Origin of the sequence: Bradyrhizobium sp. ARR65, from assembly GCF_000472385.1 — a bacterium.
In the GTDB taxonomy this organism is placed as follows: Bacteria; Pseudomonadota; Alphaproteobacteria; order Rhizobiales; family Xanthobacteraceae; genus Bradyrhizobium.
Window position 1 is genome coordinate 1 of sequence record NZ_AWZU01000055.1, and the last position, 25,078, is coordinate 25,078.

The following is a 25,078-nucleotide window of genomic DNA, read 5'->3' on the forward strand; positions in this document are numbered from 1 at the left end:
AGAACAAGGCCCAGGAGATCTACATCGTCATGTCCGGCGAGATGATGGCGATGTATGCGGCCAACAACATCTCCAAGGGCATTCTGAAATACGCCAACTCGGGCGGCGTACGGCTCGGGGGCCTCGTCTGCAATGAGCGGCAGACCGACAAGGAGCTGGAGCTGGCGGAGGCGCTNGCCAAGAAGCTCGGTACGCANTTGATCTATTTTGTGCCGCGCGACAACGTTGTGCAGCATGCGGAGCTGCGTCGGATGACCGTACTGGAATACGCGCCGGATTCCAAGCAGGCCGACCACTATCGCAATCTNGCGACCAAGGTCCACAACAATGGCGGCAAGGGCGTCATCCCNACCCCCATCTCCATGGACGAGCTCGAAGACATGCTGATGGAGCACGGCATCATGAAGCCGGTTGACGAGACCATCATCGGCAAGACGGCCGCCGAACTCGCTGCCTAACAGTTGTCCGGATGGACGTCAGCCTCCCGGATGCCGGATGGGGGGCCGGCGTTCCCGCCAAAGATCTTATGGGCCGGCGCACGATGTGGCCGGCCGTGCCGGATTAGCTTGGAAGGGCCCTGGTTATGTTCGAAGCGCAATTCTTTCCGCTTATGGCCGTCAGGACCACTGATGGCGGCCCTAAGGTGCATAGGGGAATTGCGAGTTATTGCCTGCTTACCGGGGGCAATCCTGCAGACGCCGAGACAAGCAGCGACAGCGACTTCGATCGCCATGTGCTGGCGTCCATTCTCGCCGTCGGCACGATGGATGGTGGTCTGGTTTGCGAGAGGGTAGGCCTGTCCAACGAGGACCTGGCCCTTCTGCTCGAACGGTATTTTCCGTCCGTTCGGATTAGGGCGCAAGAGTTGCTTCTGCGCTTCGCGCCCAATGATAGCGAGGAGGTCGCAATGTTGCGTGATCTCTTGCTGGCGCAACGCTCGAGCGAGGGGGACACCGGCCGGTGGCTTGCCTCGATGATCGCGCGTCGTGCGATTGAGCCAAATCATTTGTGGGAAGAATTGGGATTGCGCGATCGTGGCGAATTATCTAGGGCCCTAAACCGCCATTTCGCGCCGCTCGCTGGGCGCAACACCAAGAATATGCGCTGGAAGCGCTTTTTCTATCGGACCCTCTGTGAGGATGAAGGGCTCGTCATTTGCACGACGCCCGTGTGCACCGAGTGCAAAGACTTCAATCTCTGCTTTGGAGATGAAAGCGGCGAAAGCCGAATGGCTGAGCGTCGGCGCGAGGCCCTTTTGCAGGCAGCTTCCTCGTGACCCGCCGGAGGCCGCTCGCTCTGAGCGGAGTCCATTGCCGGCGTTCCGATAGATGATCGCAGCTCTCCCGGAGCATGGACGCCGTGTATTGCGCAGACTTCATGAAGGTCTGACGGGCTCGCTCTTTCTGTTTAGGCGAGACACCAAGCTGTACATTTGTCGCTCAGTAGCCGGCGATGCCGGCAATGCTTTCCCCCTGTAGTGGTCATACATCACCTTGAATAATTCGACGTTCAAGAATGGTAAGACATGAGAGGCCTTCCGTTTTTCCGCAAGTCGCCAGGAGATCCGTCCAAGCTGAGTCAGCGTGGCTCGACGTTGGCCGCTCTCGATCAAGCCAAACAGCTTTATTGATCGCTTTGCGCCCAGTGCCACCGCACTTCCAAATCGGCATACGGGAACTCAATCGACGACTTAAGGCGCTCTTGCGTCTCTCACCAGGAGCTAAGATCCGGCCTGAGTTCATGAAGACGCAGCGTACGGCAAGTTGCCCGCGGCAGATGTCTCACCCTGTTGCGGCTGTGAGAGCCGAACTACGGCGCAAGCCCATACTTCCAATGAATTGGCGCTGGGTGAGGCGCCTGGCATGCTGCTTGCTCAGGCATTTTTTGAGCACGTACACATGGAGCTTTTCGTGACGCCGTCGTTGCTGCCGATGCCAGAAACTCCTGGTCCGAGACGCCCCTGTTGAGGCCGATCGTGCTCAATGACACGACGCTACGCGATGGAGAGCAGGCACCTGGTGTTGCCTTCACCAGTGGGGAGAAGGTGGCAATCGCGCGGGCCTTGGCGCGTGCCGGGGTTACGGAGATCGAGGCGGGAACGCCGGCCATGGGAGGTGAAGAGATGTCTGCCATCCGTGCCATTGTTGAAGCCCGTCTTCCTCTTACCGCTATTGGCTGGTGCCGGATGCGTGAAGCCGATGTGGATGCCGCGGTTGAGGCGAAGGTGTCTATGGTCAATGTGTCCGTTCCAGCGTCAGACGTGCAGATCACAGCCAAGCTTGGGGGGGACCGCGAACGGGCGTTAGAGCAGGTGAGGCGGGTGGTAGCTTACGCGCGCGAGCGGGGGCTTGAGGTCGCCGTTGGCGGCGAGGACGCCTCACGCGCCGACATCGAATTTCTCGTCAGGCTGATCGCAACCGCGAAAGCCGCGGGTGCGCGGCGCTTTCGGATTGCCGACACCCTCAGCGTGCTCGACCCTGAGGCGGCCCATGCGCTGGTTTCGCGCTTGAGAGCGACCACCGATCTGGAGCTCGAATTCCACGGCCATGACGATCTCGGGCTCGCAACCGCCAATACGCTCGCCGCCATCAAGGGCGGGGCGAGCCACGCCTCGGTGACCGTCATCGGCCTCGGCGAGCGTGCTGGCAATGCCCCCCTTGAAGAAGTCGCGGTCGCACTCCAACAGCTCTATGGGCGCGACGCCGGCATCCAGCTGGCGGAGCTTGAGAATGTCGCAGTGGTGGTCGCAGCAGCAGCGAGACGTACGATACCACTGAACAAGGCGATCGTCGGAGAAGACGTCTTCACCCATGAATCCGGCATTCATGTCGACGGCTTGCTGAAGGATCAACGGACCTATCAGTCGCTGGATCCCCGTTTGCTCGGTCGCTCCCACCGTATTGTGATCGGCAAGCATTCCGGGCTCTCGGCGATCATCAGGCTGCTCGACGAAATGCAACTGGCCGCTAGCGCCGATCAAGCAAGGCAGATTCTGTCGCGGGTGCAAAAACATGCGCTGGAACACAAGAGGCCGGTTGCGCGCGAGACGGTCGTGGCCATCTGGCGCGAAACCCGTTGCGTGTGAGGCGCCCTTATCCGGCATCACGCTGCAACGGCGCTATCACAGAGCGCACACGAAGTGGCTGCCCGGGAGCTTAAAGGTTTGGGTCGACGGTATGAAGACCTTGCAAGGTGTCGTTGCGAGACAACCAGCCTGTGGCGGGTCCGCATGACGAGTCAGGCTTAATCTTAGGGGAGATGTTTCGATGAGCAACACGCAGACGGCGCCCGGTATCCTGGACCGGCTCAACAAGGCTTCCTCGGCAGAGGAGTTTTTTGAGCTGCTTGGGGTCGACTACGACCCAAAGATCGTCAATGTCGCACGATTGCATATTTTAAAGCGAATGGGGCAGTATCTCGGTAAGGAACAACTCGCCGGCGCCGCAGAGAGTGATATTGCGGCCCGGTGCAAAGCTGTGCTCGCGCAAGCCTATGCGGATTTCGTTGCATCCTCGCCGATCGAGCAACGGGTGTTCAAGGTCTTAAAGGATGCGGTCGCCGAGCCCAAGAAATCAGCGGTGTTCGTGCCGCTCGCTGCGCTGAAATAGCCTGCTGTATCAAGAGCAGGTCTGACTGACGGCAGGACGTGCGGCGAGCAATGCCTTCCTCTCAATAACTCTTCAACCGACGCTCGAAGCGGCGCTGTCGTATTCCCGACTATGTCGTAATTGGGCTTGGGCGCCGATCGTAAATGACCTTAATAATCTCTTTTGTGGAGCTGATTTTGATCGCGCGGCATGTGGTACAGCACTTGCTGTTGTCCAGCCAAGTCTCTCACGGAGCAAGATGAGATTTGGAGTACGACGATGATGCTGCCATTACTGCTGACCGCGCGCACCGGGATGATCTTCTGGGTCACGCTTGCCTTAATTCCGTTCGAAATCGCCTTTGAGGCCGTAGAGGCCGGCATTGAGCGGGAGATGGCTCGCGATGGTGACTAACTCGCCTGTCCACTTCAGCTCTGGTGAACGCACCAACTCCATCACGTGCATCAAGCAACAGCGCGGCTATCTGGCACTCTATGCCCACATCGGGATCGTCACCGATCCGATGGAGCTGCTGCCGAGGCTGAGCACCGCCCTTCGCGCTCGGCTTTCGCATTCGCGTACCTGGTTCGCCAGCTAAAGGAGCTTATGATGATTGAGGAACGGTTCGACGCCATCGTCGTCGGCGCCGGTATGGCCGGAAATGCCGCGGCGTTGACCATGGCCAACCGCGGTATGAAGGTGCTGCAACTCGAACGCGGCGAATACTCGGGATCGAAAAATGTGCAGGGTGCGATCCTCTATGCAGACATGCTAGAAAAGCTGATCCCGGATTTCCGGCAGGACGCGCCGCTTGAACGCCATCTTGTAGAGCAGCGGTTCTGGTTGATGGACGATCGCTCCCATGTCGGTCTCCACTATCGCTCCGAGGACTTCAATGAAGAGCGTCCGAACCGCTACACCATCATCCGCGCGCAGTTCGACAAATGGCTATCCTCAAAGGTGCGCGAGGCCGGCGTCACTGTTTTGTTCGAGACTACCGCGACGGAACTGGCGCGGGACAGCTATGGCCGAGTTGTCGGGGTTCACACTGACCGCCTGGATGGTGAAATCCGTGCCGATGTCGTCGTCCTGGCTGAGGGCGTCAACGGCGTACTCGGCACCCGCGCCGGATTGCGCGAACGTCCTAAGCCGGACAAGGTGGCACTTGCGGTCAAGGAAATGCACTTCCTCCCGCGTGAGACCATTGAGGCGCGTTTCAACATAAAAGGCGACGAAGGCGTCGTCATCGAGGCAGCCGGCACCATTTCGCGTGGCATGACCGGGATGGGCTTCATTTATGCCAACAAGGAATGCGTCTCGCTTGGCATCGGCTGTCTGGTTGCAGACTTTCGCCGTACCGCACATACGCCATATGGGCTGCTCGATCGTTTCAAGCAGCACCCGTCGGTCGCACCGCTGATCGAGGGTTCGGAGGTGAAAGAATACGCGGCGCACCTCATCCCAGAAGGTGGCTACAAAGCGATCCCGAAACTATACGGGGAAGGCTGGGTGGTGGTGGGCGACGCGGCACAGCTCAATAACGCCATTCATCGCGAGGGCTCCAATCTGGCGATGACCTCGGGCCGCATCGCGGCCGAAGCAATCTGCGAGCTGAAATCACGCGGCCTTCCGATGACTGCGGAACATCTTGCGCTCTACAAGAGGTTGCTGGATCGCTCCTTTGTAGTCAAGGATCTAAAGAAATATAGAGACATGCCGACGCTGTTGCATACCAATTCGCACAATTTCTTCCTCACGTATCCGCAGCTCATCTCCAGAGCAATGCAGAATTACGTGCGTGTCGATGGCACACCAAAAGCCGAGAAACAGAAGATAACCGTGAAATCCTTTGTCAATGCGCGATCCCGGATAGGCCTGTTCAGTGATGCAGTCCGCTTCGCCCGCGCTTGGCGTTGAGCACCCAGTCGAAACCCTAGCAAGGAGTCTGAAACATGAGTACCGAGCCGTCAGTGCGCGTTGAGGACAAGCTGTTCTACAATCGCTATCTCGTCGACGTGGGCCGTCCGCACATCAGGGTGCGGGCGCACAAAAAGCCGTCGCGCGAGCTGCTTGCGCTTTTGAAGATCTGTCCGGCGCGCTGCTACGAGCTAAACGATAGCGGCCAGGTCGAGGTCACCGTCGACGGCTGCGTCGAGTGCGGTACCTGTCGTGTGATTGCCGAACCCACTGGCGACATCGAATGGAGCTATCCGCGTGGCGGATATGGGGTTCTTTTCAAGTTCGGGTAGGTGCTCAATGGCAGGTACGACGATCGTCAATTGCGACGAATAGCAAGGCCCCGTCTTCGCACAGAGAGCCCGTGCACTGCACCACGAGCACTGTCACTCGCGCGGAAGCATCACGAGACTGGCGCGGCATTTGCTCGGTTGGCTCGCGTGGCGTGCAGCTCCCATGCTCTTTTGGAGTGTGCGCTACAAGAACGGACTGTGTGCGACAGGGGTAATGCCATGAAGAGTACGACTTCAACTATCACCAAAGCGGGGTGCACATCGGCCTTTTCCATGGCCGCAATGACGGGCAGTAAGGTAGCCATCGGATGTAGCTCAGATAGCAGCGGCAATCCCAATCTCCGGGATGCCCCTGAAAGCAGCATCCTTGCCGAGAGCACAATCAGCCCAGAACGAGTAGCAAGCTTCATCCTTCAGAACGGGCTCCAGGTACTGCTGATCTCGTGTCCCCGCAAGGCGCTTGTCACGCAGATGATTTGGTACAAAGTCGGCTCCGCCGATGAACCGCCGGGAAAATCCGGGCTCGCGCATTTCCTCGAGCACTTGATGTTCAAGGGTACCGCCAAGCATCCCGCCGGGGAATTTTTCCAGACCGTTCGGCGGGTTGGAGGCGATCAGAACGCGTTCACTTCGACCGATTACACTTGCTATTTCCAGCGCGTGCCGCGTGAACACCTTGGCACCATAATGGCATTTGAGGCCGACCGGATGACTGGTCTCGCTCTCGAAGACGAGAGCGTACTGTCCGAGCGTGACGTCGTTCTGGAGGAATATGTGCGCCATGCCAACGGTCCAGAGAGGCGGCTCCACGATCAGATCATGGCGACGCTTTACGTCAACCACCCCTACGGGCATCCGGTGCTTGGCTGGCCGCACGAGATCGGAAAGTTCGCTCGGGAGGACGCGCTTGCCTTTTACAAGCGCTTCTATGCGCCGAACAACGCGATCTTGGTCATCGCCGGCGACGTTGAATCCAAGGACATCCGCCCGATTGTGGAGCAAAGCTTTGGTGACATCCCCGCGCAGCTTTCGATACCCGCAAAACGCATCCGACCGCAGGAGCCAACGCCTGAGGTACTCCGGGCTGTAACCCTGGCCGATCCGCGGGTCGAGCCGCCGCAGTTGCACCGCTATCATCGCGTGCCGTCGGCTCTTACCGCAGGCGTTGGCGAGAGCGCGGCGCTTTCCGTGCTCGCGCAGCTGATGGGCGGCGGGAATAATTCCCGCCTCTATCGAAACCTGGTAATCGACAAAAAGCTCGCGATCAGCACGGCCGCGTACTACGGGACAGAATCGCTTGATGACTCGCAATTTGTGATCTCTGCCATTCCGAAAACCGGCCTCGAGTTCGCCCAGATCGAGGAAGCCATCGACAAAGTTATAGCCGATCTCACCAAAAATCCCGCGCCTACGGAGGAGATTGATCGCGTTAAGACCAAGCTAGTTGCGAACCTACTGTACGCGCAGGATAGTACTTTCGCGCTTGCGCGATCGTATGGCGCGGCGCTCGCCACAGGCCTCAGCATCGACGATGTCCGAAGGTGGCCGGAACGCATCCGTGCCGTCACCGCCGGACAGGTGCGCGAGGCGGCCCAGAAATGGCTCGACGGAAAGGGCTGCGTGACAGGCTATCTCATCAAACATTCGGGGCCCGGAAGACAAGGAGACTCGTCAACGGCGTGTTCGTCGGCGGAGAGTGGCGAGCTCATCACTGTGGCCCCGGTCGCGCCCGCGATAGTCGGCTCTCCATCATCGCATGGCGCGCCCAAAGTCCAGCGGCTGGTATCGCGGGGCGGGATCGAGGCCTGGTTCGTGCAAGATGCAACCGTGCCGCTGATCGCGATGCAATATGCCTTCGCGGGCGGATCAACTCAGGACCCTTCCGAAAGCTCGGGTCTCGGCTCCATGGTAGCCCGGCTTCTCCGAGAAGGATCCGGCGATCTCGACTCCAAGAGTTTTCACGAGCGGCTCGACGAAGGCGGGATCGAGCTGAACTTTGCCTCGACGCGGGACTATCTCCACGGGTCCTTGCGCATACTCAAGCATACCAAGCATAAGGCCTTCGAGCTCCTCGGGATGGCGCTGACCTCGCCCCGTTTCGACGCTCCCGATGTGGAACGTATCCAGGCCGAGGTGCTCGCGAACTTGCGGCACCGTTCCACGGACCCGGTATCGATCGCCTATTGCCAGTTCTTCGAACTTGCCTTCACGTCGCATCCCTATGGCCGGCAGCCTGAGGGGACGTTGAAGAGCGTGCAAAAGATCGAGAGCGCCGAGCTCAAGGTCTATGTCCGCCGCGTGATCGCCAAGGACACGCTGAAGATCGCGGTGGTAGGTGACATTGATGCGGAGACGCTCGACAGCCTGCTCGATAGTACATTTGGCAACTTGCCCGAGCGGGCGGATTTGACGGAGGTAGCCGATGTGGCGCCGGCGAAGCCGCCCCAGCGAATTTTCGTTCCGCTCGACGTGCCGCAGACGGTTTTGATCTTTGGTGGTGCCGCGGTCCGCCGCAGCGAGCCGGATTATATGGCAACCCGTGTCGTAAACCAGATCTTTGGCGGCAGTGGTCTATCCTCCCGGCTCTTCCGCGAAATCCGCGACAAGCGGGGGCTCGCCTATTCTGTCCACCAGAATTTGATGCCCATGGACCATTCCGCCTTGTTCGTAGGCAGTGTCGGCACCCGCCCCGATCGGATCGGCGAGACGATTGAAGAGCTGGAAAGGCAGGTTCGTCGCATAGCTGAGGAAGGCCCTACGCGGGAGGAGCTGGATGAGACCAAATCTTACCTGAAGGGCTTGCAGATGAGAGAGTTGGAAACATCGTCAGCCTTGGCCTATGCGCTACTAGAGCACCAGCTCGACAAGCTGCCGATCGAGTATATCGAGGAGCACAACGCTCTCATCGATGCGGTGAGGCTTGAGGACGCCAAGAGAGCCGCGCAGCGGCTGTGGGGCCAGGGCCTGCTCACGACTATCGTCGGCCGCGCTCCGTTACCGGCAGCGCGGTGTGAGTGACGACCTCGCGCCCTGCGCCGATGATCGCCAGCGAGCGCGTCAGTCCGCACGCTTACGGCACACCTGCGTGATGCAAGCAAATGCTCGCAAGTGCGATAAGCGCCTTTTGGCCGTTCTGATCATAGCTACTGAACGACGTTCCCGCTGGCGCTGGTCAGGCGCGGAAAGTGTTGAAGGCCGCTTCCGCGCAGAACAAAGAATTGTGGGAGATGGCTCAGAGCATCTTCAGCGGTGTCGGCAAATCCTGGCCCTGATGCAAAATTGCAATGACGCTGCCTTTGGACAGATCGCGGCTCAAACAGGGGGAGTATGCATCCGCGCGATCAGACCTAGACCCTATGTTCGCGCCCTGAGGTGACGGGCAGCCCGCTCCGCGGCAAGCTCCTATCGAGGGTTGCGCCGGATGAGCCGGTGCCGAGCCTCAAGCATGGGGAGCGGGCCTGATGAATGATAGCATTTTCGTGGGACTGGATGTGCATAAGGCGACGATTTCGGTCGCGGTGGCCGAAGGGATGCGCGGCGGGGAAGTTGGTAATACTTGGGGATCATCCCCAATCGCGCCGGTCAGGTCGTCAAGCTGGCGAAGAAACTTGGCAAGGGCGACCGGCAGGTAAGCTTTTGCTACGAAGCCGGTCCGTGTGGATATGACCTGTATCGACAGCTGCAGGCTGTTGAAGAACTCAGCCGCGTTCGCAAACGAAGCCTGAATCGTCGCCATTGTGGATGTAGAAGTGGCCGACGAGCCTGCCCGCAGTGCCGATCATAGCCCATCCGCGACCGCAGGACGGATCATTCTCGTCGTGCCCTTCCCATGAGAATTCGGCGCAGGCCGATCCGTCGCGGGTGCCGTAGCGCACGTCCAGGAAGCCCTTGAGAGCCCCAAAGGCGATCTCGCCATCGGACTTGCCCTGGAAGGTGAGATGCGCCTCTTCGACAAGATCGAGGAAGTCGCTGTCCCAGACGTCCATCTCGACGATGCGCCAGCGGCCGACAAAGGCCTTGGCGAAGCCGGGCACCTTGGCCATCAGCCGGTCTCCGCGATCAGTTTTGTCAATGCCGCTTCAAATATCCGAAGATGTGCCGAAGTAAAATTCCCCAGGTGGGCGGTATGTCGGTGATCAGCCGGCTGGGTGGTGATCGTTGGCTCCGTTTTTGGATGGTCGACCGCGGCGGCGCGGCGGCTGTGCCGGGATTGGCGAGTTGATGGAGGCTTTGGAGCGGACGTGCTCGGGCGTGAGATCCGCGTGTTGTCGCAGCGGGTAGCTTGATCCTTCGATCTGGATGACGACGGCGTGGTGAAGGAGCCGATCGAGCAGCGCTGTGGCCACCACTAGGTCACCGAACACGGCAAGGTACCCCTATTGTTGATCGGGTCGTATCTCACGTCACGATTACCGACCCGCATCACTTTCTGTTTGGACAGCGGCTTGCCATCTTGAAGGAACGATCTGGGCGCGGTCCCGCCTACATCGTTGTCGCACTGCCGGATGGACGGCGGCGGGGGGTTCGGATCGCGTCGACAGATCTCGCTGAGCCGCCAAACTGCGCCAGCATTGCCGATCTGCCGCGCATCAGCGCGCGCACGCTCATCCCATTGATGCAACATTTGAGCGCGAATCTGAGGCTTCTCGACGAGAAGGTGATTCGCGATGACCCACCGACCGCTTCCAGGTCGCGTTGCGTATCGACCCCTGCCAACGTTGGCAAATCCACCCGGCCACCCGGCGGCTGGCATTCCCCGCCTGTGGCCGAATCTGTCGACCGCGACGCAAACCCAGATTGCTCAAACGGTCGCCGCGCTGCTGCGGCGAATGCAAGCGGTCCCCGGCACGCCCGGAAGGGGACTGGGTCGTGCTGATCAGCTCGAACGTCGCTGACGAGCGGCTCACGACCGCACACCGAGCCAAGTTGGCCTATGTCTACGTGCGGCAAGGCCGGCCCACAAACCCTGGATGAAAGCGCAAGCGCCGGCCACAATCTGGCAGATAACCAGACGGGCCCGAAGATGATGAGGAAGATTAGGAACGTCGCCATATGGCGTCCTAACGGTTGCCCCTGAGGCGCGGCATGGCGAAGGCCAGTGGGATATCGGTGACCTCGAACGCTACCGTGAACGAAACGAGAACAGTCAAAGCAGGAAGGTCAGCTGGAGTCAAGGGCTTAGCGCCTCCTTCTTATATAAGAGGCGATCTCCTTGTTATATAAGAAGATCTCGACTGAGGCTGGCGGCGTGGTTAACGAAAGCTTCTCGCGCAGCGGACTGACGGATGGTCGGGAAAAGGAAGGCGCCGAAACGGGGGAAGCGAACCCCCATCGGGGACAGGGTTCAGTTTCTGACGATGATGCACCCGGACGTGATCGCGGACATCAAGCAGGTTGCCATCGATGAGCATCGGGCCGCCTGGGACATCATGGAGCAGGCCGCGAAGGAATTTTTGAAGCGGAGGAAATCAAGGAGAACACCCTGAAACTCCTCTGTTTATTCTTGCGGTTGCGCGGGCGGGACGGTTCAATCGGCCGGCTGAGGGACCGAATACATGAAGCTGTTTGGTTATCTTCCGGAGACGCTTTTCAAGCCCCTGTCGGGGCCGAAGAAGCACGTCTATGCCCGGCTCCTGATGCGCCTCTACGAACGGGTCTACTCGGCCCGCATCCTCGAGACGCCGCTCAGGGAAGAGGTCGTGAAGCAGATCGAGATCGGGCTCTCGGATTTTGGCATCGGGTCGATGGGCGACCTTTCGGAGGGCGATCCGGATGAGGACCAGACCACAAGCCAGGCTCACTACCTTGCTTACTATCGGCTGCGCGATACCGGGTGGCTCACGGAAGAAACCGAGAAATGGCGCACCTATGTCGACATGAACCCCGACGCGTTCATGGTGCTGGGCGCGATCACCGACTTCGGCAATAGCCGCGTGCGAGTCGCCGGCGCCGTGGTCGATGTCAAAAACAACCTCGAAGCCGCCTTCCGCGAGCCCGAGACGATGGCCCAAGGTCTCGCCAACGCGCACGACACGGCCTTGCGGTTCGCTCGCAGCATGCGCCGCATCCTAGCCGGCATGCGCGAGATCGAGGACCGCATTCTCGGCAATCCGAACGCGGCAGCCATCCTTCGCACGTTCTTTCAAGACTTCGTCGACGGGCTGCTTATCGCCGACTACAAGCAGCTCAAGACGTCCAACAATCCATATCGTCATCGTCGCACGATCGCGTCGCTGGCCGGCGACATGCTCGCGGACGCGGATCGCCTCGGCAAGATCGCGCGCGCCTACATCGAGCAGGGTGTCATGGCTGCAGGCGCCACGATCGCCACGGCCGAGGAACGCATCATCGCGGAGCTAGAGAAGATCAAGAGCGTGTTCGAGGATGTCGGACCGTTCATGGACAAGATCGAGGACTTCCGGGATCGCCTCGAACGCCGCATCCGCACCACGGTCCACTACATGGACGTTATGGGAGAAGGCTCAGCCGAGCGGATCGTCCGGTTGATCGACCAACTCTCGAACATCGGCACTGACGAGGTGGAGATCCGTCTGAGGTCGCCCGATGTCGGTCTGCCGATCACGTCGCTCGCGCTTTACACTCCGCCGCCGCCGAAGGCACCGCCCGAAAGGACGCGCTTCAAAGTGCCGAAGCAGGATCCCTATCTGCGCGCCTACGTCCAGGCCACGACGGAATTCGACCGGATGGTGCGCGTGACAGACCAGAAACTACTCGAGTTCGTTCGGCGGCAGATGCAGGGACGTGACCGCGTTTCATCCGAAGATATCGAGATCGGAAGCATTCCGGACCTCTTCGCCTACCGGGCTATCCCGAACCTGGCTGCGGTCGGTCGCTCTGTACGGTTGGGCGAATTCACGATCACGCTCGAGGAGGGGTCACCGCCAACGACTGGATCGACGTGACTGCCTTCCGGATCGAGAGAACGAGGACCACGGCCGATGCTGCGTGATCTTTCCAAAATCATCGACGACGCGGACTCCGAAGGGCAAGACGGCGACCAGTTGCATAAGGAACTGCGTCAGGCCGCGCAGACGCTCTGGCGCGCGCAGTTCATCTACGAGAACGACTGGGGCGTGAAGACCTCCTACGAGCTGCTCCGCCGTTACACAGGCTACTTCGAGAACCTTTTCGACGCCCTGGGTTATCGGGTCGTGGGCAGGCCGAACGACGGCTATGTCGGCCTAGTGGCGAACGAATTGCCTCCCCGTCAGAGCATGAAGCTCGACGAGAGTCTGCTCCTGCTGGTGCTGCGGCTCCATTACGAAGAGGCGTTCGAGCGGTTCGAGGTCAAGGAATTCGGCGAGGTGGAGGTCGAGAGCGAGCAGATCCTGCAGATCTACGAGGACCGGACCCATCGGGAGCGGCCGAATTTCGGACGGGTGAAGGAAATCCTGGCCGGCTTCAGGCAGCGCGGGCTCGTCCGGATCGAGGATCTTGACGACAGGAACTTTACCCTGTTCCTGCGGCCCGCCCTGCCGATCGTGGTCTCCAAGGACACGCTCGGCTCTCTGGAGGAGTTCGTGTCGCGCGCCACCGCGGCGACGGCAAAGGCCGACGCCGAGAACGAGGTGCAGGCGTGATCGAACTGCGTCGCATCATCCTGGTCGACTGGTATCTGTTCCGGGCGCAGCAGGTCGATATGCGTGGCATGACCGCCATCATCGGTCCGAACGGCGCTGGGAAATCGGCGATCATCGACGCCGTGCAGACTGTGCTCTCTGGGGCGAGCATGGCCAGCATCCGGTTCAATCCAAGCGCCCAGAGCAACGTCAGGAGCAAGCGGACGCTGCGCGACTACTGCCTCGGCGTGGTCTCCCTCGACGAGAAGGGTGAGCGGTCGGAGCCGACGCGCCAGCATGCCTACACCTACATCATCCTGGTCTTCGAGGACCTCGACGACGGCTCGGCGGTGAGCTTGGGCGTGGCCTTTTCGGCATCGGCATCGAGAAGCGACGAGTCCTGCGAGGCGCGCTTCATCGCCAAGGATGCGCTTAACAAGGACGATATCCTCGCTTCGGTCGGCGATGATGAGGTCGAGACGCTGCAGTGGCATGCCGTGCGCAACGCCTTGCGCGCCCGGAACATCGAGGTCGACGACGCCTTCTCGAGCGCGACCGACTTCGTGGCGGAATCGCTTAGGGCCTTGTCGCCTGCCGGCTTCCCGCTCGACCCGAGGCGCTTCCAGAGGGCGTTTCGGAACGCCCTGCTGCTGAAGCCGGTGGACAATCCCACCGAGTTCGTCCGGAACTATGTTCTCGACGTCCAGCCGATCCAGGTCGACAGGCTCCGGCGTGGTATCGAGCATTGGCGTTCGCTGACCCGACGCATCGAGGAGCTGAAGGCTCAGAGCGCAAGCCTCGCCGGTATCCTCCGCATTGTAGCCCGCGCCGTTGAAAACGAACGGGTCATCGCGGTCGCCAACTGGCAGATCGCCCGCCTGGAATGGGAGAAGTTCCTGCGAGATGCGCGACGGCAGGAAGAGAATATCGCGCAGCTCAAGAGCGCCGCCGCCAAGGCGGAAGTGGAGGCCGTCGCCGCGTCGACCCGGCACTCGACGATCGAGACGGAGCTGAAGGCCGTCGAGTTGTCGATCAACACCAGCGACGGCGAACAACTCGCCCTGATGTATGAATCGGACAAGAACCTCACCGTGGGCCAGCGTGCCAATGCGATGGCTCCGGTCAAGGAGATCGATGGACTGATCGCTTCGATCAGGAAGGCAGTCGACCGCAATCTGCTGGTCCGCCGGGACGATCTGTTGCATGCGCTGCTGAGCGCGGTCGTCGTTGCTCGGGGAAGGGCGCCGCTTTCCGAGTGGGACAAGACGCTCCCAGAGGACTGGAAGGACAGCGCCTCCCATCTCGATGCGGCTCTTGTCGCCGTCGACCAGGAGCGACTTGCGGCGGTCCGGAAGACGTTCTCGGATGTCCATTTCAATGCCCGCATGGCGGCCAAGGAGCTTCAGGATCGTATCGATCAGATCGACAGCAACCTGAAGCGCATGGACCAGGGGCTGAGCCCGATCGAGCGCGGCACCCGCGATCTGATGGATCAGCTTCGCTCGCATGGTATCGAGGCCGAACCTTTGTGCGATCTGGTCGAGATCCGCGACGATAAGTGGCGAATGGCGGCCGAGGCTGTCCTGGGTCGCTCCCGCGAGGCGTTGATCGTCGAGCCCGGCCGAGCGGTCCGTGCCCTGGAAATCTACCGGGAGGGCGGGGAGTACTCGTTCCAACACGCCGAGGTCATCAATACGACCAAGACCGACACCACGCGGCCGGCCGAAAAGGGGTCGCTGGCGCAGATCATCAGCACGGAAAACAGGCATGCTCGGGCATTCCTAAACTATCGGCTTGGCCGGTTGATGATGGTGGAGACCATGGACAGGATGGTGGCCGCCGAGAACGCCATCACGCCCGACCGCATGATGCAGGGCGGGCGGACGGTCCGACGACTTCCGAAGCCTGAGCACCTCAAGCTCGGACGCGCCACACAGGGCCAAATGCGTCAGCAGCTCGAGCGCGAGCGCGCCGAGCTTGCGCAGAAACTCGCCGAGCAGGCCAACGAGGTTTTGCGACTGGAAGAAGATGCCAGTCTCTTCGGGGACATGTTCGCGCAATTCCAAAAGGTGCAAGCTGCAGGGTTGAGCTGCCTGGCGTGCGGCGCCGCGCTGGTCGAATTCGATCGCAGGATCTCGGATGTCGAAAAGAATATCGAGGATGCTAGGCGCAATCGCGATCCTAAGCTCATCGCGGAGCGGGACCGGTTGAGAACTGAAGTCGTGGCCACCGCCAGCCTCAAAAACACGACACAAGAGACCTTCAAGGGGGCGCAAAGAGCTCGCGACCGCGCCGAGGGCGCGTACGAAATCTACGTGCGCGAGAACCGCGACACCTTGTCATCGGCCCGGCGCGGCCGCGCGCGACAGCTGCGGGAAGGCTTTCCGCAATCGACGGCCATGCGGGATTACCGAGTCCAGGTCGGCGCTATCGCTACCGAATCCATCCAGAACCTCGTATCGGGCTTTGCCGCGGATCGGGACCGCCGTTCGACCGAGCGGCGCTCTAGCCTCATGCGCGAAATGACAGGGGCGATGAACAAGCATGGCCAGGAATTCCATGTCGTGCCGCCTTTCACGGCCGAAGAAGCGACGCCGGCAGCGGTCGAGCAGTGGGCCGCGGCTGAAAAGCAACGTCTCGATACGCATGAACTCGTCCAGTACGAAGAGCAGTGCCGGAACGCCGCGACCGAGATGACATCGGCATTCCGCAACGACCTCCTGCACCGCCTGGACGACGCCTTCACCGGCATCAAGGCCACCCTGAACGAGCTCAACCGTCACCTGAAGGATCGCCAGTTCCACGGGCGCGACTACTACTCGTTCAAGGCGCTGGAGGCCCCGACCCATGTCGACATGATTGACCTTGTGGAGGAATCAAGGAAGCCGGATTTCAATCTGCCTCTCTTTGAGGATCGCAGCGGAGACGCGGGTTCGCCGATGATGCGCGCGGTGCGCCAGATCGAGGAGATTCTGTCGAATCCGGAGGCGCGGACCGAGGACATCGAAGACCCGCGCAAGTATTTCAATTTCGAGCTCTATATCCAGGATGCTGCCGGCGTGATCCGATCGTCGCTGACGAGCCGTGCGGGCACGGGATCCGGCGGTGAAGGCCAACTGCCCTTTTACATTGCCATCGGCGCCTCGCTGGCCGCGACCTATCAGAACCGTCGCACCGGCGAGAGTGGACTGTCGCTTGCAATCTTCGACGAGGCCTTCAACCGCCTGGACACCAAGGCCATCGGTCAGTGCTCGGAATTCATGCGGGATCTGGGGCTTCAGGTCATGCTGGCGACCCCCGACGAAAAACGCCATGTGTTCATGGAAGTGGTCGACACCGTCGTGAACGTGAACCGCTTGGGCAACCAGGTGATGATCGACACTGAATTCCTGACCGATAAGGCCCGCGACGCGATCGTTGCGATCGACCCATACCGCAAGGGCTTCGACGTGTTCAAATCTGAGCTGATCGCGGCCGAAAAGGCCGAGGCTGTCCCGCGGGATCAGGCCGCTGAATGACCGACATTCGTACAACGGATGCCGGCGTCGAATTCCTCGATCGGCTGCTGGAGCGGAGCGAGCGCAATCCCGATCGCTCGCGGCCGGCTTCCGCGGCTCCGGAGTACGACAGACTCTCGACCGCGCAGCAGGTCAGCCGCTTTCACGCATTGATGGCTGCGGCGGAGAGGTTCGGTGCCGTCGAGGTGCAGTGGGGCAAGAGGGACCGCAGCCACCTGATCGAGCGGGTCCGCGTTCGCGACGCTGAACTTCTTGCCAGACACCTCGGTCGCCCTACCGCGCCGGCGATGGCGCAGCGCGTCAGAGCAGAATTGCTTCCGGTCACGGCGACCGCAGAACCGTGGGTCGCCGTCCTGTTGGACGAGATGACGGCAAGGTGGGCGCGCGGCGAGGCCGCTTATCGCCTGACGGCGGACCAGGCCGATGCCGCCAAGGAGTTCTTCACGCTGTTGGCGTCCATCTCGCGAGGAGAGGCGCGCGGGCTGGACGCGCGGACCTTCTCCTCCAAGGCGACGGACGACACGAAGGCGTTCGACCGCCACGGTTCGCGGCTTGCTGCCGTCATCGCCGTCCAGATCGGTCAGCCTGGCGCTGCGGCCGACGTGGTCTGGACGCACATCGGACTGGAGCGTTTCGGTCATCCTGTTCACCTGAAGGGCCCCATTAGCGTGGAGGGGGCAGGCGGTCGCCTGGTCGATGGCCGCGCCAAGCCGTTTGCGTCCATTCATCCGGAGATGCTTTCGCAATTGAGAATCTTGGAACAGCCCACGGCCATCCTGACAATCGAGAACTACGCGAGCTTCAATCGTCAGGTTCGCGAGATCGAGGACGGCAGCCTTGTCGTGTACACCGGCGGCTTCCCCGCGGCCGGGGTCATCGAACTTCTGTCGAAGGTTCTGACGATCGTGCCGGCCGAGGTCCCGTTCCTTCACTGGGGGGACGTCGATGTCGGTGGTGTGCGCATTTTCAGGTACCTGGAGGAAAACCTGCCTCGCAGGCCGCGACCGCACCTAATGACGAGGGAGCTGGCCTTGAAATCAGGTCAGCCGGCAGATGTAGATCCGAGCTTGGCGTCGATCGCGAAGTCCGACAGCGCCGTCCGTGATCTCGCCGAATGGTTGGCATTCGGTTCGGACGTGCGCCACTTGGAGCAGGAGGCGCTGGATCCGGCGACGCCCTCGCTCGCAGTTGGCCCATTGATTGGCGCTGATTCCTGGTGACGCAAGCTCCCTGTTGATGCACCCGGACGATGGAAGTATCGATCATCTGAACAGTGGCATCATGGGCAGCGGCAAGTGCGTCTATGATGCGGCCCCAGACACCAGCTCGCCGCCAGCGAACAAAGCGGTTGTAGCAAGTGGTGTACGGCCCAAACTCCGCCGGCAGATCACGCCAGGGGGCTCCAAATCGCAAGACCCAGAAGATACCATCGAGGACACGGCGGTCGTTAACCCGAGGAACGCCACGCGGCTTCTTCGGCAGCATAGGCTTGATGGCAGTCCATTCATGTTCGGCGAGTTCGTAGCGCATGATTCGAGCCCCAGTTGGGGGGTTGAATCACGGGCGGCCGGCCGAGCACAATGCTTCTACCATGCGTGCATTTAGGCCGACTTGTCCTGGCTGCTCTCAAGCTTGTCTCGCAAGGCCGTGATTACGCGATGGACCGTGCGTATTTCCTTGACCGACAATCCTTCTGAAAGATCGTTGATCCAGGGAGCTTGCAATTCCATTGCGGCTTCGAAGGTGCGTCGTCCAATTTCAGTCAGCACGACGAGCTGCGCCCGTCGGTGATGCGGATTGATCTCAAAAGACACGAGGTCATCTCTGTGCAGATCGTTGATAATTCGCTGCACATTTTGACGATTGCCGCCGAGGTCGCGCGCAAGCCACGCGACCGGTTGGGGACGTTCGGCGGACACAATGGCGCCAAGCACCTGCCAGCGTGCGCTTGTCAGGCCAAGCGAGGCGACCAGCCGGTCGCCGGCCGTCAAAAGCAGGCTGTCGAGCCTGAATAGATCGAGAACAAGGTCGGTCAGGGCGTCACCTTCGGGGGTTCGCTTGGCTCTTTTCATATGTCACCATTATTTTATCTTGACATCATGTTGTCAATTGGTTATGTAATCATAATACCAATTAGGCACCACATATCAAATAGCGATGGAGCTTCTCATGTCCCTGCTACGCCCACTTGACCCTTCCTTTCCGATCGACCGCCAGATCGCGATCGAGGCAAATTCGGTCGTTCTGGTGAACCCCTTCACTCTCGACAAAGCCGATGAGACGGCGTTTCTCAAGACTTGGCAGGATGACGCGGAATTCATGAAGCAACAGCCCGGCTTCATTTCCACTCAGCTCCACAGAGCTCTGGGCGAGAGCCCGACCTATCTGAACTACGCCATCTGGGAATCCACCGCGCACTTTCGAGCGGCGTTCACCCATCCTGACTTCCTGGCAAAAATCGCCCGCTATCCGGCCTCAGCGATCGCTTCACCTCATCTGTTCCAGAAAGTTGCTGTGCCCGGCATCTGCGTTACCTAGCTCTGCTGTTTTCGGAAGGGAAGACACTCATGATCAGGTTGATCCATCCCGTCGCGGGCGCACTGGCTATCGCAACGATCGGCACATTTCGGCTATCGACGGTACTTAGCGAGCTGTTCGCGTCCCATGCTACTGTCGCAGCGGCTAAGGGCACGATTCCGTGGGGCTTCCTGTTGTTGATTCCAGCACTCGCCGCCGCCGGTGGTACAGCTATCAGCATGGCGAAAGACCGCCGGGCCGGCTTGATCGGGACCAAATTCAAGCGCATGCCATTCATTGCTGGAAACGGCATACTGATTCTTATCCCGTCTGCGCTCTTCCTTGCGTCCAAGGCTCAGGCGGCGGAATTTGATGTCACGTTCTACGCTGTGCAGGTGCTCGAACTGGTCGCGGGCGCAACAAACATCACACTTCTCGCCCTCAACATGCGGGACGGCCTTAAAATGAGAGGACGGTTGCGCCGCGCACCCGTTTGATCAACTAGACCGGAACAGCGCGAACAACTCACCTAACGGCCATTTACAGTCATGACTTTATGAGTACGCGCCCTAGCAATCGGGAGCTGCCGATTGCAGGTGCCAAATGCTTCTGCGATCCGGCCAAATGGATTGAATTCCATAGCACTCAGATCATGCCGAAGATGCAGGCGAAGTCCTGCTCATATGACGATGCTGCGCACGCGGTCACAAGTGGAACAGCACGGCTGCCGATATTTTTTTAACGGATAAAGGGAGTCTCGGGCGGGCGCTCGCTTGTCCAGGCATAATGGGGTGGAATCATGAGTCGAGATGCCAACGATTTGCCTGCAGTCTGCTTTCTTCTCGGCCTTCCCCGGTCGGGGACGACCCTGCTGTCGCATTTGCTCCAGCAGCACCCAGATATTGTGGCGCCGCCTGAGCCCTGGTTAATGCTGGCAGTTGAGGCATTTGGCAGGGTGGACCACCGTCACCCAGCGGGCGCATCACTGATTCAGGACGCCACCTCCGAGTTTTTGGGCCGAATAGATCGTAATATTGTCAGTCGCGCTTTTGCCGATGCGGCTTACGGCCAATATCTGGCAGCAGCGGGCAAGCGTACCTTCATAGATAAGACGCCGCGTTATTGGATGGTGCTCGACTTTTTGGATTCTCTTTATCCAGAAGCGCCACACATCCTTCTGTTACGTAATCCCTACGCTGTTGCCGCTTCACTGAAATCGACATGGGGCATCCCGCTCGTGCCAGAAAGCTGGCCGCCCGCCAGCCTATCTTGTCTCTACGATCTCGTGCTCAGGCTGCCTCCCGACATCGCATCTTCTCTCGCCGATCTCGTTCTGGGCCTGCCTACGCTCGCCGCGTACCGCGATCGGCGGCAAACGCAGGTGGTGAGATACGAACTTTTGGTGGCGCGCCCCGACGAGGAAATCCGGCGCGTGATCGCGGGCCTCGGCTACGATCCAACCTGCATTGCATCGGCGACAATGGAGCAGGCGGAATATCTTCGGTCGAGTCGCTTCGGGGATCGAAAAATCCTGGAGAGAACGGCGGTCGATGACCGCTCAGTCCATACTTGGCAAACCGAACTGAGCATCCAAGAGATGCAAGCAATAACGGACGCAGTCGGCGCCGAGCTTTTGATAGAGCTCGGTTATGAGCAGGAACTTCGGCACGTTAAGCAAGCCGGGATCGTGGATAGAGGTCGGGCCGTAACCGAAGAGTATCGTCAGGTATTTCGAACCTGGTGGGATTCGCGCCGCCCCTAGCGAGGACCTCGTGCTGTATCTCCGGTAGCGGGTGCGCCAAACAGTATTGTTTGGCAAGCTGAAGAGAACTCCTCCTCGGCTTTCGCCCCTCCATCAGGAGGGAGGCGCACCGTCTCCCCGAGTCAAATGCCGGCAGCGCGGTGTGAGTGAAGACCTCCCGTCCTGCGCCGATGATCGCCAGCGAGGGCGTCAGTCCGCACGCCTTACGGCACACCTGCGTGATGCATATCGTGCAGGCTCTAGACCCTATGTTCGCCCCCTGAGGTGACGGGCGGCCCGCCCCGCGGCAAGCTCCTNNNGNGGGTNGNGCNGGNNGGNNNGGNGNCGAGCCTCAAGCATGGGGAGCGGGCCTGATGAACGATAGCATTTTCGTGGAACTGGATGTGCACAAGGCGACGATTTCGGTTGCAGTGGCCGAAGGGATCCGCGGCGGGGAAGTTCGTAACTTGGGGATCATCCCCAATCGCGCCGATCAGGTCGTCAAGCTGGCGAAGAAACTTGGCAAGGGCGACCGGCAGGTAAGCTTTTGCTACGAAGCCGGTCCGTGTGGATATGGCCTGCATCGACAACTGACGGGACTGGGGCACAACTGCATCGTGGTGGCACCCTCGCTGATTCCGGTGAAGGCCGGCAATCGAGTTAATAACCGACCGGCGCGACGCGGCGATGCTGGCCAAGCTGCACCGGAGCGGCGAGCTGACAACGGTGTGGGTTCCGGATGCGCCGCATGAGGCCATGCGCGAGTTAGTGAGAGCCCGCGCCACGGCAATGCGTGTGCTCGGCAAGGCGCGGCAACATCTCCAAGGCTTCCTGCTGCGACATGGGCGGATCTATGCCGGCAAGAAGGGCTGGACCCTGGCTTACCATCGCTGGCTCACCACGGTGCGCTTCGATCACCCGGCGAGCCAAATCGTTCTGCAGGACTACATTTATGCCGTGACCGACGCTGAGGCCCGTGTGAACTGCTTGACCAAGCGGATCGAAGAGCTGGCGCCACAATGGTCGATGACGCCATTCGTAGAGGCCGTGCAGGCCATGCGCGGCGTCGCCTTCATCGTTGCCGTGACTGTGGTTGCTGAGGTCGGCGACTTCTCCCGTTTCGACAATCCCCGCCAACTGATGGCCGATCTCGGCCTCGTGCCGTCGGAGCATTCGAGCGGCGCCACCATCCGACCTGGCGGCGTCACCAAGGCCGGCAACGCTCTGGCCAGGCGGGCTCTGATCGAGGGGGCATGGACCTAGCGCATGCAAGCCCGCGTCAGTCGCAAACTCCATGACCGTAACGAGCGCTTGCCTCAAACTAGCCGCGATATCGCCTGGAAGGCGCAGGTCAGGCTGTGCGCCCGCTATCGCCGCTTGTCGGCCGCCGGCAAACCCAAGGTGATCGTCACTACCGCCATTGCACGCGAGATGGTCGGCTTCCTGTGGGCGATCACTCGTCAAGTACAACTCGGGTCGGGCGCCTGAAAGAAGGCTGCACCACCATATCAATATCGGTGCCCAGGGCAGGAGGCAGGGCGCGGTGGGGAATCCTCGCGGCCTGTTATGAGCCGGCATTGCCGACGCTCGCCCCCTAGACCGAGGCAGCCCCAAGACGAAACCACGGTCATGCGGTAGCCAACCCGCGCATGAGAGCTTGATCAACCGTCGTCTTTGGCCCTGCCTCCTACCGTGGACACCTTCAAAGTCCAGCGCCCGGGCGCTGAGCCGGGAGCCCGCTTGGTCAAGTTACTTGACGTGGACCGGTGGTGTCCAACGAGCGCCAGACTTCGCCGCGACAAGACGCGGCTCTGCTTATACTTCCAGACCAATAAGCGGGTTTTCGTTTCGCGACACCGTCGTGACGCCCTATTTTGGCCTGCAGCCAGGAACAGCATCTCCCTCATGCTGCTGCTTGATTGTGATCCCGCCATCGCCATCGATGCGCAGTGTTTTGATCACCAACCTTAGCGGCCGCGGCATGTCCTGCCGGATCGCGAGCGCCGCCGCATGATGTGCTGTCGGAGCCAGCTCCCAGAAAGTCCAGCGGGCCGCTTCTTCGACATCAGCCGGGCGGAACGTCACCGCGACCGGGTCGAGCTCAAACGAGAAGCTGTCGAGCGCGCGTTGCAGGCCTTCGCCGGTGGTCTTAATCAGCGTCTCCTTCAGGGTCCATAGCCGAAAAAAGGTCCGCATCCGTCGCTCGGCTGGTGCGGCGCGCAACAGCTTATTCTCAGCGGCGCTGAAGAAGTGCTCCGCAATTTCGGGGCTGGAGCGGCGCGGATCCATCAGCTCGACGTCAATCCCGATCTCAGCTCCAAGCGTGACCGCGCAGGCGACGAGACCCTTCGTGTGCGAGAGGTTGAAACTGAGGGCATCACGACGAAGCGCAGGATCAATGCGTGGCTTGCCATGCGGGCCCGTTGCGAATCTCCAAGCGGCCGCCGGCAAGTCGCCAGCCTCAGCAAGCGCATTGCGTAACAACCAGTGCGCCGCAGTGTAGATGATGCTGTCTGGCTCGAAATAGAAGCGGCCGGCGCGGGCGAGTTCGTCGGCATCAAGACATCTCCGGCAATTATCCATTAGGGCAGGCGGAGGTGCATTCACCTCCATCAGCCAGACTTGAATGGTGCGGGCGAGCAGTCGGAATACAACATCTCCGCCAGAACTGAGGGCGCCGTATCTGCTTCAAGGGGTTGGCTTGATTGACGCACCTCTCCGGAAGCTGCGAACGTCAGACCGTTCGGGCTGAAAGGCCTCAACTAGAACTGGCACGGCGCTCGCAGGATTGCTGTCGCCACATACGAAAACATCAGCGGCCGCGTAGGACCTCTCAGGCCAAGTATGTAAGGTAATGTGCGATTCAGCCAACAAGGCTATTGCGGAGACGCCGTGACCCGGACAAAACTTATGAACATGAAGGTGGAGTAATGTCGCACTCGCCGCACGGATGGCTTTTCGGATTGCGCCTTCCGCAATGGCCGGATCGTCAAGGTTTTTCGCTCCCCATAGCTCGATGAGCACATGCATCGCACCCGTGGACAGAGCCGGCGGGGCTGCCTTCTCGTTATCAATAATCATTAAGCAATCTCCATTGAATTATCGGCCCAACAAGATGAGCTATTCGGGATTTAGGGTGACGAGGTGATCAGGCGGCTTGGTTTGCCGGCAACTTGCATGACGTCAATGCCGCCGTTGAATCCGAAAACTGCGGCGACTTTGGGCAACTGATTTGTGCCCTTGATCCGCCGCCAGGGTCCTTGATGCGGCGATCAGCAGCTTGAACACCCTCGGCCTGGTGGTGATTGGCGACCAGGAGCCCTTCGTCCGCACGGTCCTGCGACGCCCGGTGGCGAACACGCTCTCGATGGGATCCGTGGTGCGCAGGTGATCCAATGTTCGGCAAGAAAATCGTAGAAGGCCAACAGTGCGTGGCGATCCTTGACCAGGCATTCGACGGCCCGGCCGAACTTGAAGCAATACTTCTCGGAAGACGTCGATCGCCCCTTCTGCTGATGCTCGGTTCGCGCCCAATAGACTTCGCGCAAATCCATGGTGACCTGCACCGAGAGTGGGACCTTGTCCAGGACGTTCACGGTTTTGTGCACCAGCATCGCCGGTGGCGCGCGCCGGGAAAGACCTCGTCGAACGCTTTGTAGAAGTCGAGCGCGCCGCCGCCCACATTGGCCAAACACGTTGTTGTTGATGACGTCGCCTCGATTGTTTTGCCAAACCACGCCTCCCTTGACGTAGGCCACCGTGTGGCCCTGCGCCAAAAGCGTAACCGAGGCGACCGGCCCCGTTTGCGCTCAGTACTATGCCGCAGGCGGCCGGGTAGGTATTTGCGCTGTTGGAGACAACACCGAGTGTGAGGCCAAACAACCAG

The 25,078-nt window shown here is 60.4% G+C and carries 20 protein-coding genes and 5 pseudogenes; 18 read left to right on the forward strand and 7 right to left on the reverse strand.

What is annotated here, in order from left to right:
* The 10 genes and pseudogenes from F758_RS0136525 to F758_RS45395 form a co-directional block, all read left to right on the forward strand.
* On the forward strand, positions 1–458 hold a 458-nt coding region (locus tag F758_RS0136525; RefSeq protein ID WP_024512490.1), incomplete at its 5' end, for a nitrogenase reductase.
* A 152-nt stretch (positions 459–610) separates the two neighbouring features.
* The gene (locus F758_RS45385; protein WP_245286698.1) at positions 611–1,276 is read left to right on the forward strand and encodes a nitrogen fixation protein NifQ; all 666 of its coding nucleotides are present in this window, start codon (positions 611–613) and stop codon (positions 1,274–1,276) included.
* A 687-nt stretch (positions 1,277–1,963) separates the two neighbouring features.
* Entirely contained in the window at positions 1,964–3,085 is a 1,122-nt protein-coding gene (nifV, locus tag F758_RS0136535; protein WP_024512491.1) for a homocitrate synthase, read from the forward strand.
* A 181-nt stretch (positions 3,086–3,266) separates the two neighbouring features.
* Complete coding sequence (gene nifW / locus F758_RS0136540) at positions 3,267–3,608, forward strand: nitrogenase stabilizing/protective protein NifW (protein WP_024512492.1); 342 nt, start codon at positions 3,267–3,269, stop codon at positions 3,606–3,608.
* 258 nt (positions 3,609–3,866) lie between these two features.
* A complete protein-coding gene (locus F758_RS52885; RefSeq protein ID WP_283805897.1) occupies positions 3,867–4,001 on the forward strand; it encodes a hypothetical protein in 135 nt (44 codons plus the stop codon).
* On the forward strand, positions 3,991–4,185 hold the full coding sequence (locus F758_RS0136550; RefSeq protein WP_024512494.1) for a hypothetical protein: 195 nt from the start codon (positions 3,991–3,993) through the stop codon (positions 4,183–4,185). The genes F758_RS52885 and F758_RS0136550 overlap by 11 nt, the downstream gene beginning before the upstream one ends.
* 11 nt (positions 4,186–4,196) lie before the next feature.
* Entirely contained in the window at positions 4,197–5,504 is a 1,308-nt protein-coding gene (locus F758_RS0136555; RefSeq protein WP_024512495.1) for an FAD-dependent oxidoreductase, read from the forward strand.
* Between the two features lie 35 nt (positions 5,505–5,539).
* Positions 5,540–5,836, forward strand: a complete 297-nt coding sequence (locus F758_RS0136560; RefSeq protein WP_024512496.1) for a ferredoxin family protein — start codon at positions 5,540–5,542, stop codon at positions 5,834–5,836.
* A 363-nt stretch (positions 5,837–6,199) separates the two neighbouring features.
* A pseudogene (locus tag F758_RS48625) lies at positions 6,200–7,498 on the forward strand (M16 family metallopeptidase); the annotation flags it as partial.
* A 45-nt stretch (positions 7,499–7,543) separates the two neighbouring features.
* A complete protein-coding gene (locus tag F758_RS45395) occupies positions 7,544–8,854 on the forward strand; it encodes a M16 family metallopeptidase (RefSeq protein ID WP_245286700.1) in 1,311 nt (436 codons plus the stop codon).
* 680 nt (positions 8,855–9,534) lie between these two features.
* On the opposite strand, the gene F758_RS0136580 is transcribed toward F758_RS45395, so the two are convergent.
* Both F758_RS0136580 and F758_RS0136585 read right to left on the reverse strand, forming a co-directional pair.
* On the reverse strand, positions 9,535–9,879 hold the full coding sequence (locus tag F758_RS0136580) for a hypothetical protein (RefSeq protein ID WP_024512497.1): 345 nt from the start codon (positions 9,877–9,879) through the stop codon (positions 9,535–9,537).
* A 93-nt stretch (positions 9,880–9,972) separates the two neighbouring features.
* Positions 9,973–10,200 (reverse strand): annotated as a pseudogene (locus F758_RS0136585) (ATP-binding protein); the annotation flags it as partial.
* Positions 10,201–11,391: 1,191 nt separating this feature from the next.
* Between F758_RS0136585 and F758_RS51190 the strand changes: the two are divergent.
* The 4 genes from F758_RS51190 to F758_RS0136615 are packed head-to-tail and all read left to right on the forward strand — an operon-like array spanning position 11,392 to position 18,154.
* A complete protein-coding gene (locus F758_RS51190) occupies positions 11,392–12,759 on the forward strand; it encodes a Wadjet anti-phage system protein JetA family protein (RefSeq protein WP_024512501.1) in 1,368 nt (455 codons plus the stop codon).
* A gap of 36 nt (positions 12,760–12,795) precedes the next feature.
* The gene (locus tag F758_RS0136605; protein WP_024512502.1) at positions 12,796–13,437 is read left to right on the forward strand and encodes a DUF4194 domain-containing protein; all 642 of its coding nucleotides are present in this window, start codon (positions 12,796–12,798) and stop codon (positions 13,435–13,437) included.
* Positions 13,434–16,934: an SbcC/MukB-like Walker B domain-containing protein gene (locus tag F758_RS0136610; RefSeq protein ID WP_024512503.1), complete on the forward strand. Its 3,501-nt coding sequence runs from the start codon at positions 13,434–13,436 to the stop codon at positions 16,932–16,934. Before F758_RS0136605 ends, F758_RS0136610 begins: the two co-directional genes overlap by 4 nt.
* On the forward strand, positions 16,931–18,154 hold the full coding sequence (locus F758_RS0136615; RefSeq protein WP_024512504.1) for a Wadjet anti-phage system protein JetD domain-containing protein: 1,224 nt from the start codon (positions 16,931–16,933) through the stop codon (positions 18,152–18,154). Before F758_RS0136610 ends, F758_RS0136615 begins: the two co-directional genes overlap by 4 nt.
* Here the strand turns inward: F758_RS0136615 and F758_RS48635 are convergent.
* Positions 18,138–18,464: pseudogene (locus tag F758_RS48635) on the reverse strand (IS5 family transposase); the annotation flags it as partial. The gene F758_RS0136615 and the pseudogene F758_RS48635 sit on opposite strands and share 17 nt — an antisense overlap.
* Before the next feature lie 71 nt (positions 18,465–18,535).
* Positions 18,536–19,006 carry a MarR family winged helix-turn-helix transcriptional regulator gene (locus F758_RS0136620; RefSeq protein WP_024512505.1) on the reverse strand — a complete coding sequence of 157 codons (471 nt, stop codon included), beginning with the start codon at positions 19,004–19,006 and terminating at the stop codon, positions 18,536–18,538.
* Positions 19,007–19,103: 97 nt separating this feature from the next.
* Between F758_RS0136620 and F758_RS0136625 the strand changes: the two genes are divergently transcribed.
* The 4 genes and pseudogenes from F758_RS0136625 (at position 19,104) to F758_RS45405 (ending at position 22,680) form a co-directional block, all read left to right on the forward strand.
* Positions 19,104–19,472: an antibiotic biosynthesis monooxygenase family protein gene (locus tag F758_RS0136625; protein ID WP_245286699.1), complete on the forward strand. Its 369-nt coding sequence runs from the start codon at positions 19,104–19,106 to the stop codon at positions 19,470–19,472.
* A 29-nt stretch (positions 19,473–19,501) separates the two neighbouring features.
* Complete coding sequence (locus tag F758_RS0136630) at positions 19,502–19,948, forward strand: hypothetical protein (RefSeq protein WP_024512507.1); 447 nt, start codon at positions 19,502–19,504, stop codon at positions 19,946–19,948.
* A 302-nt stretch (positions 19,949–20,250) separates the two neighbouring features.
* Complete coding sequence (gene noeE, locus F758_RS45400; protein ID WP_283805898.1) at positions 20,251–21,213, forward strand: nodulation protein NoeE; 963 nt, start codon at positions 20,251–20,253, stop codon at positions 21,211–21,213.
* A gap of 353 nt (positions 21,214–21,566) precedes the next feature.
* A pseudogene (locus tag F758_RS45405) lies at positions 21,567–22,680 on the forward strand (IS110 family RNA-guided transposase).
* A gap of 381 nt (positions 22,681–23,061) precedes the next feature.
* Here the strand turns inward: F758_RS45405 and F758_RS52890 are convergent.
* From F758_RS52890 to F758_RS52345, 3 genes and pseudogenes are all read right to left on the reverse strand, one after another.
* Positions 23,062–23,805, reverse strand: coding sequence for a 4'-phosphopantetheinyl transferase family protein (locus F758_RS52890; RefSeq protein ID WP_084305954.1), 744 nt, complete (start codon positions 23,803–23,805; stop codon positions 23,062–23,064).
* A 75-nt stretch (positions 23,806–23,880) separates the two neighbouring features.
* Positions 23,881–24,273 (reverse strand): adenosylmethionine decarboxylase, encoded by a 393-nt coding sequence (gene speD, locus F758_RS0136660; RefSeq protein ID WP_024512511.1) that lies wholly within the window; start codon positions 24,271–24,273, stop codon positions 23,881–23,883.
* 67 nt (positions 24,274–24,340) lie between these two features.
* Positions 24,341–24,874 (reverse strand): annotated as a pseudogene (locus F758_RS52345) (transposase); the annotation flags it as partial.
* Positions 24,875–25,078: the final 204 nt, after the last annotated feature.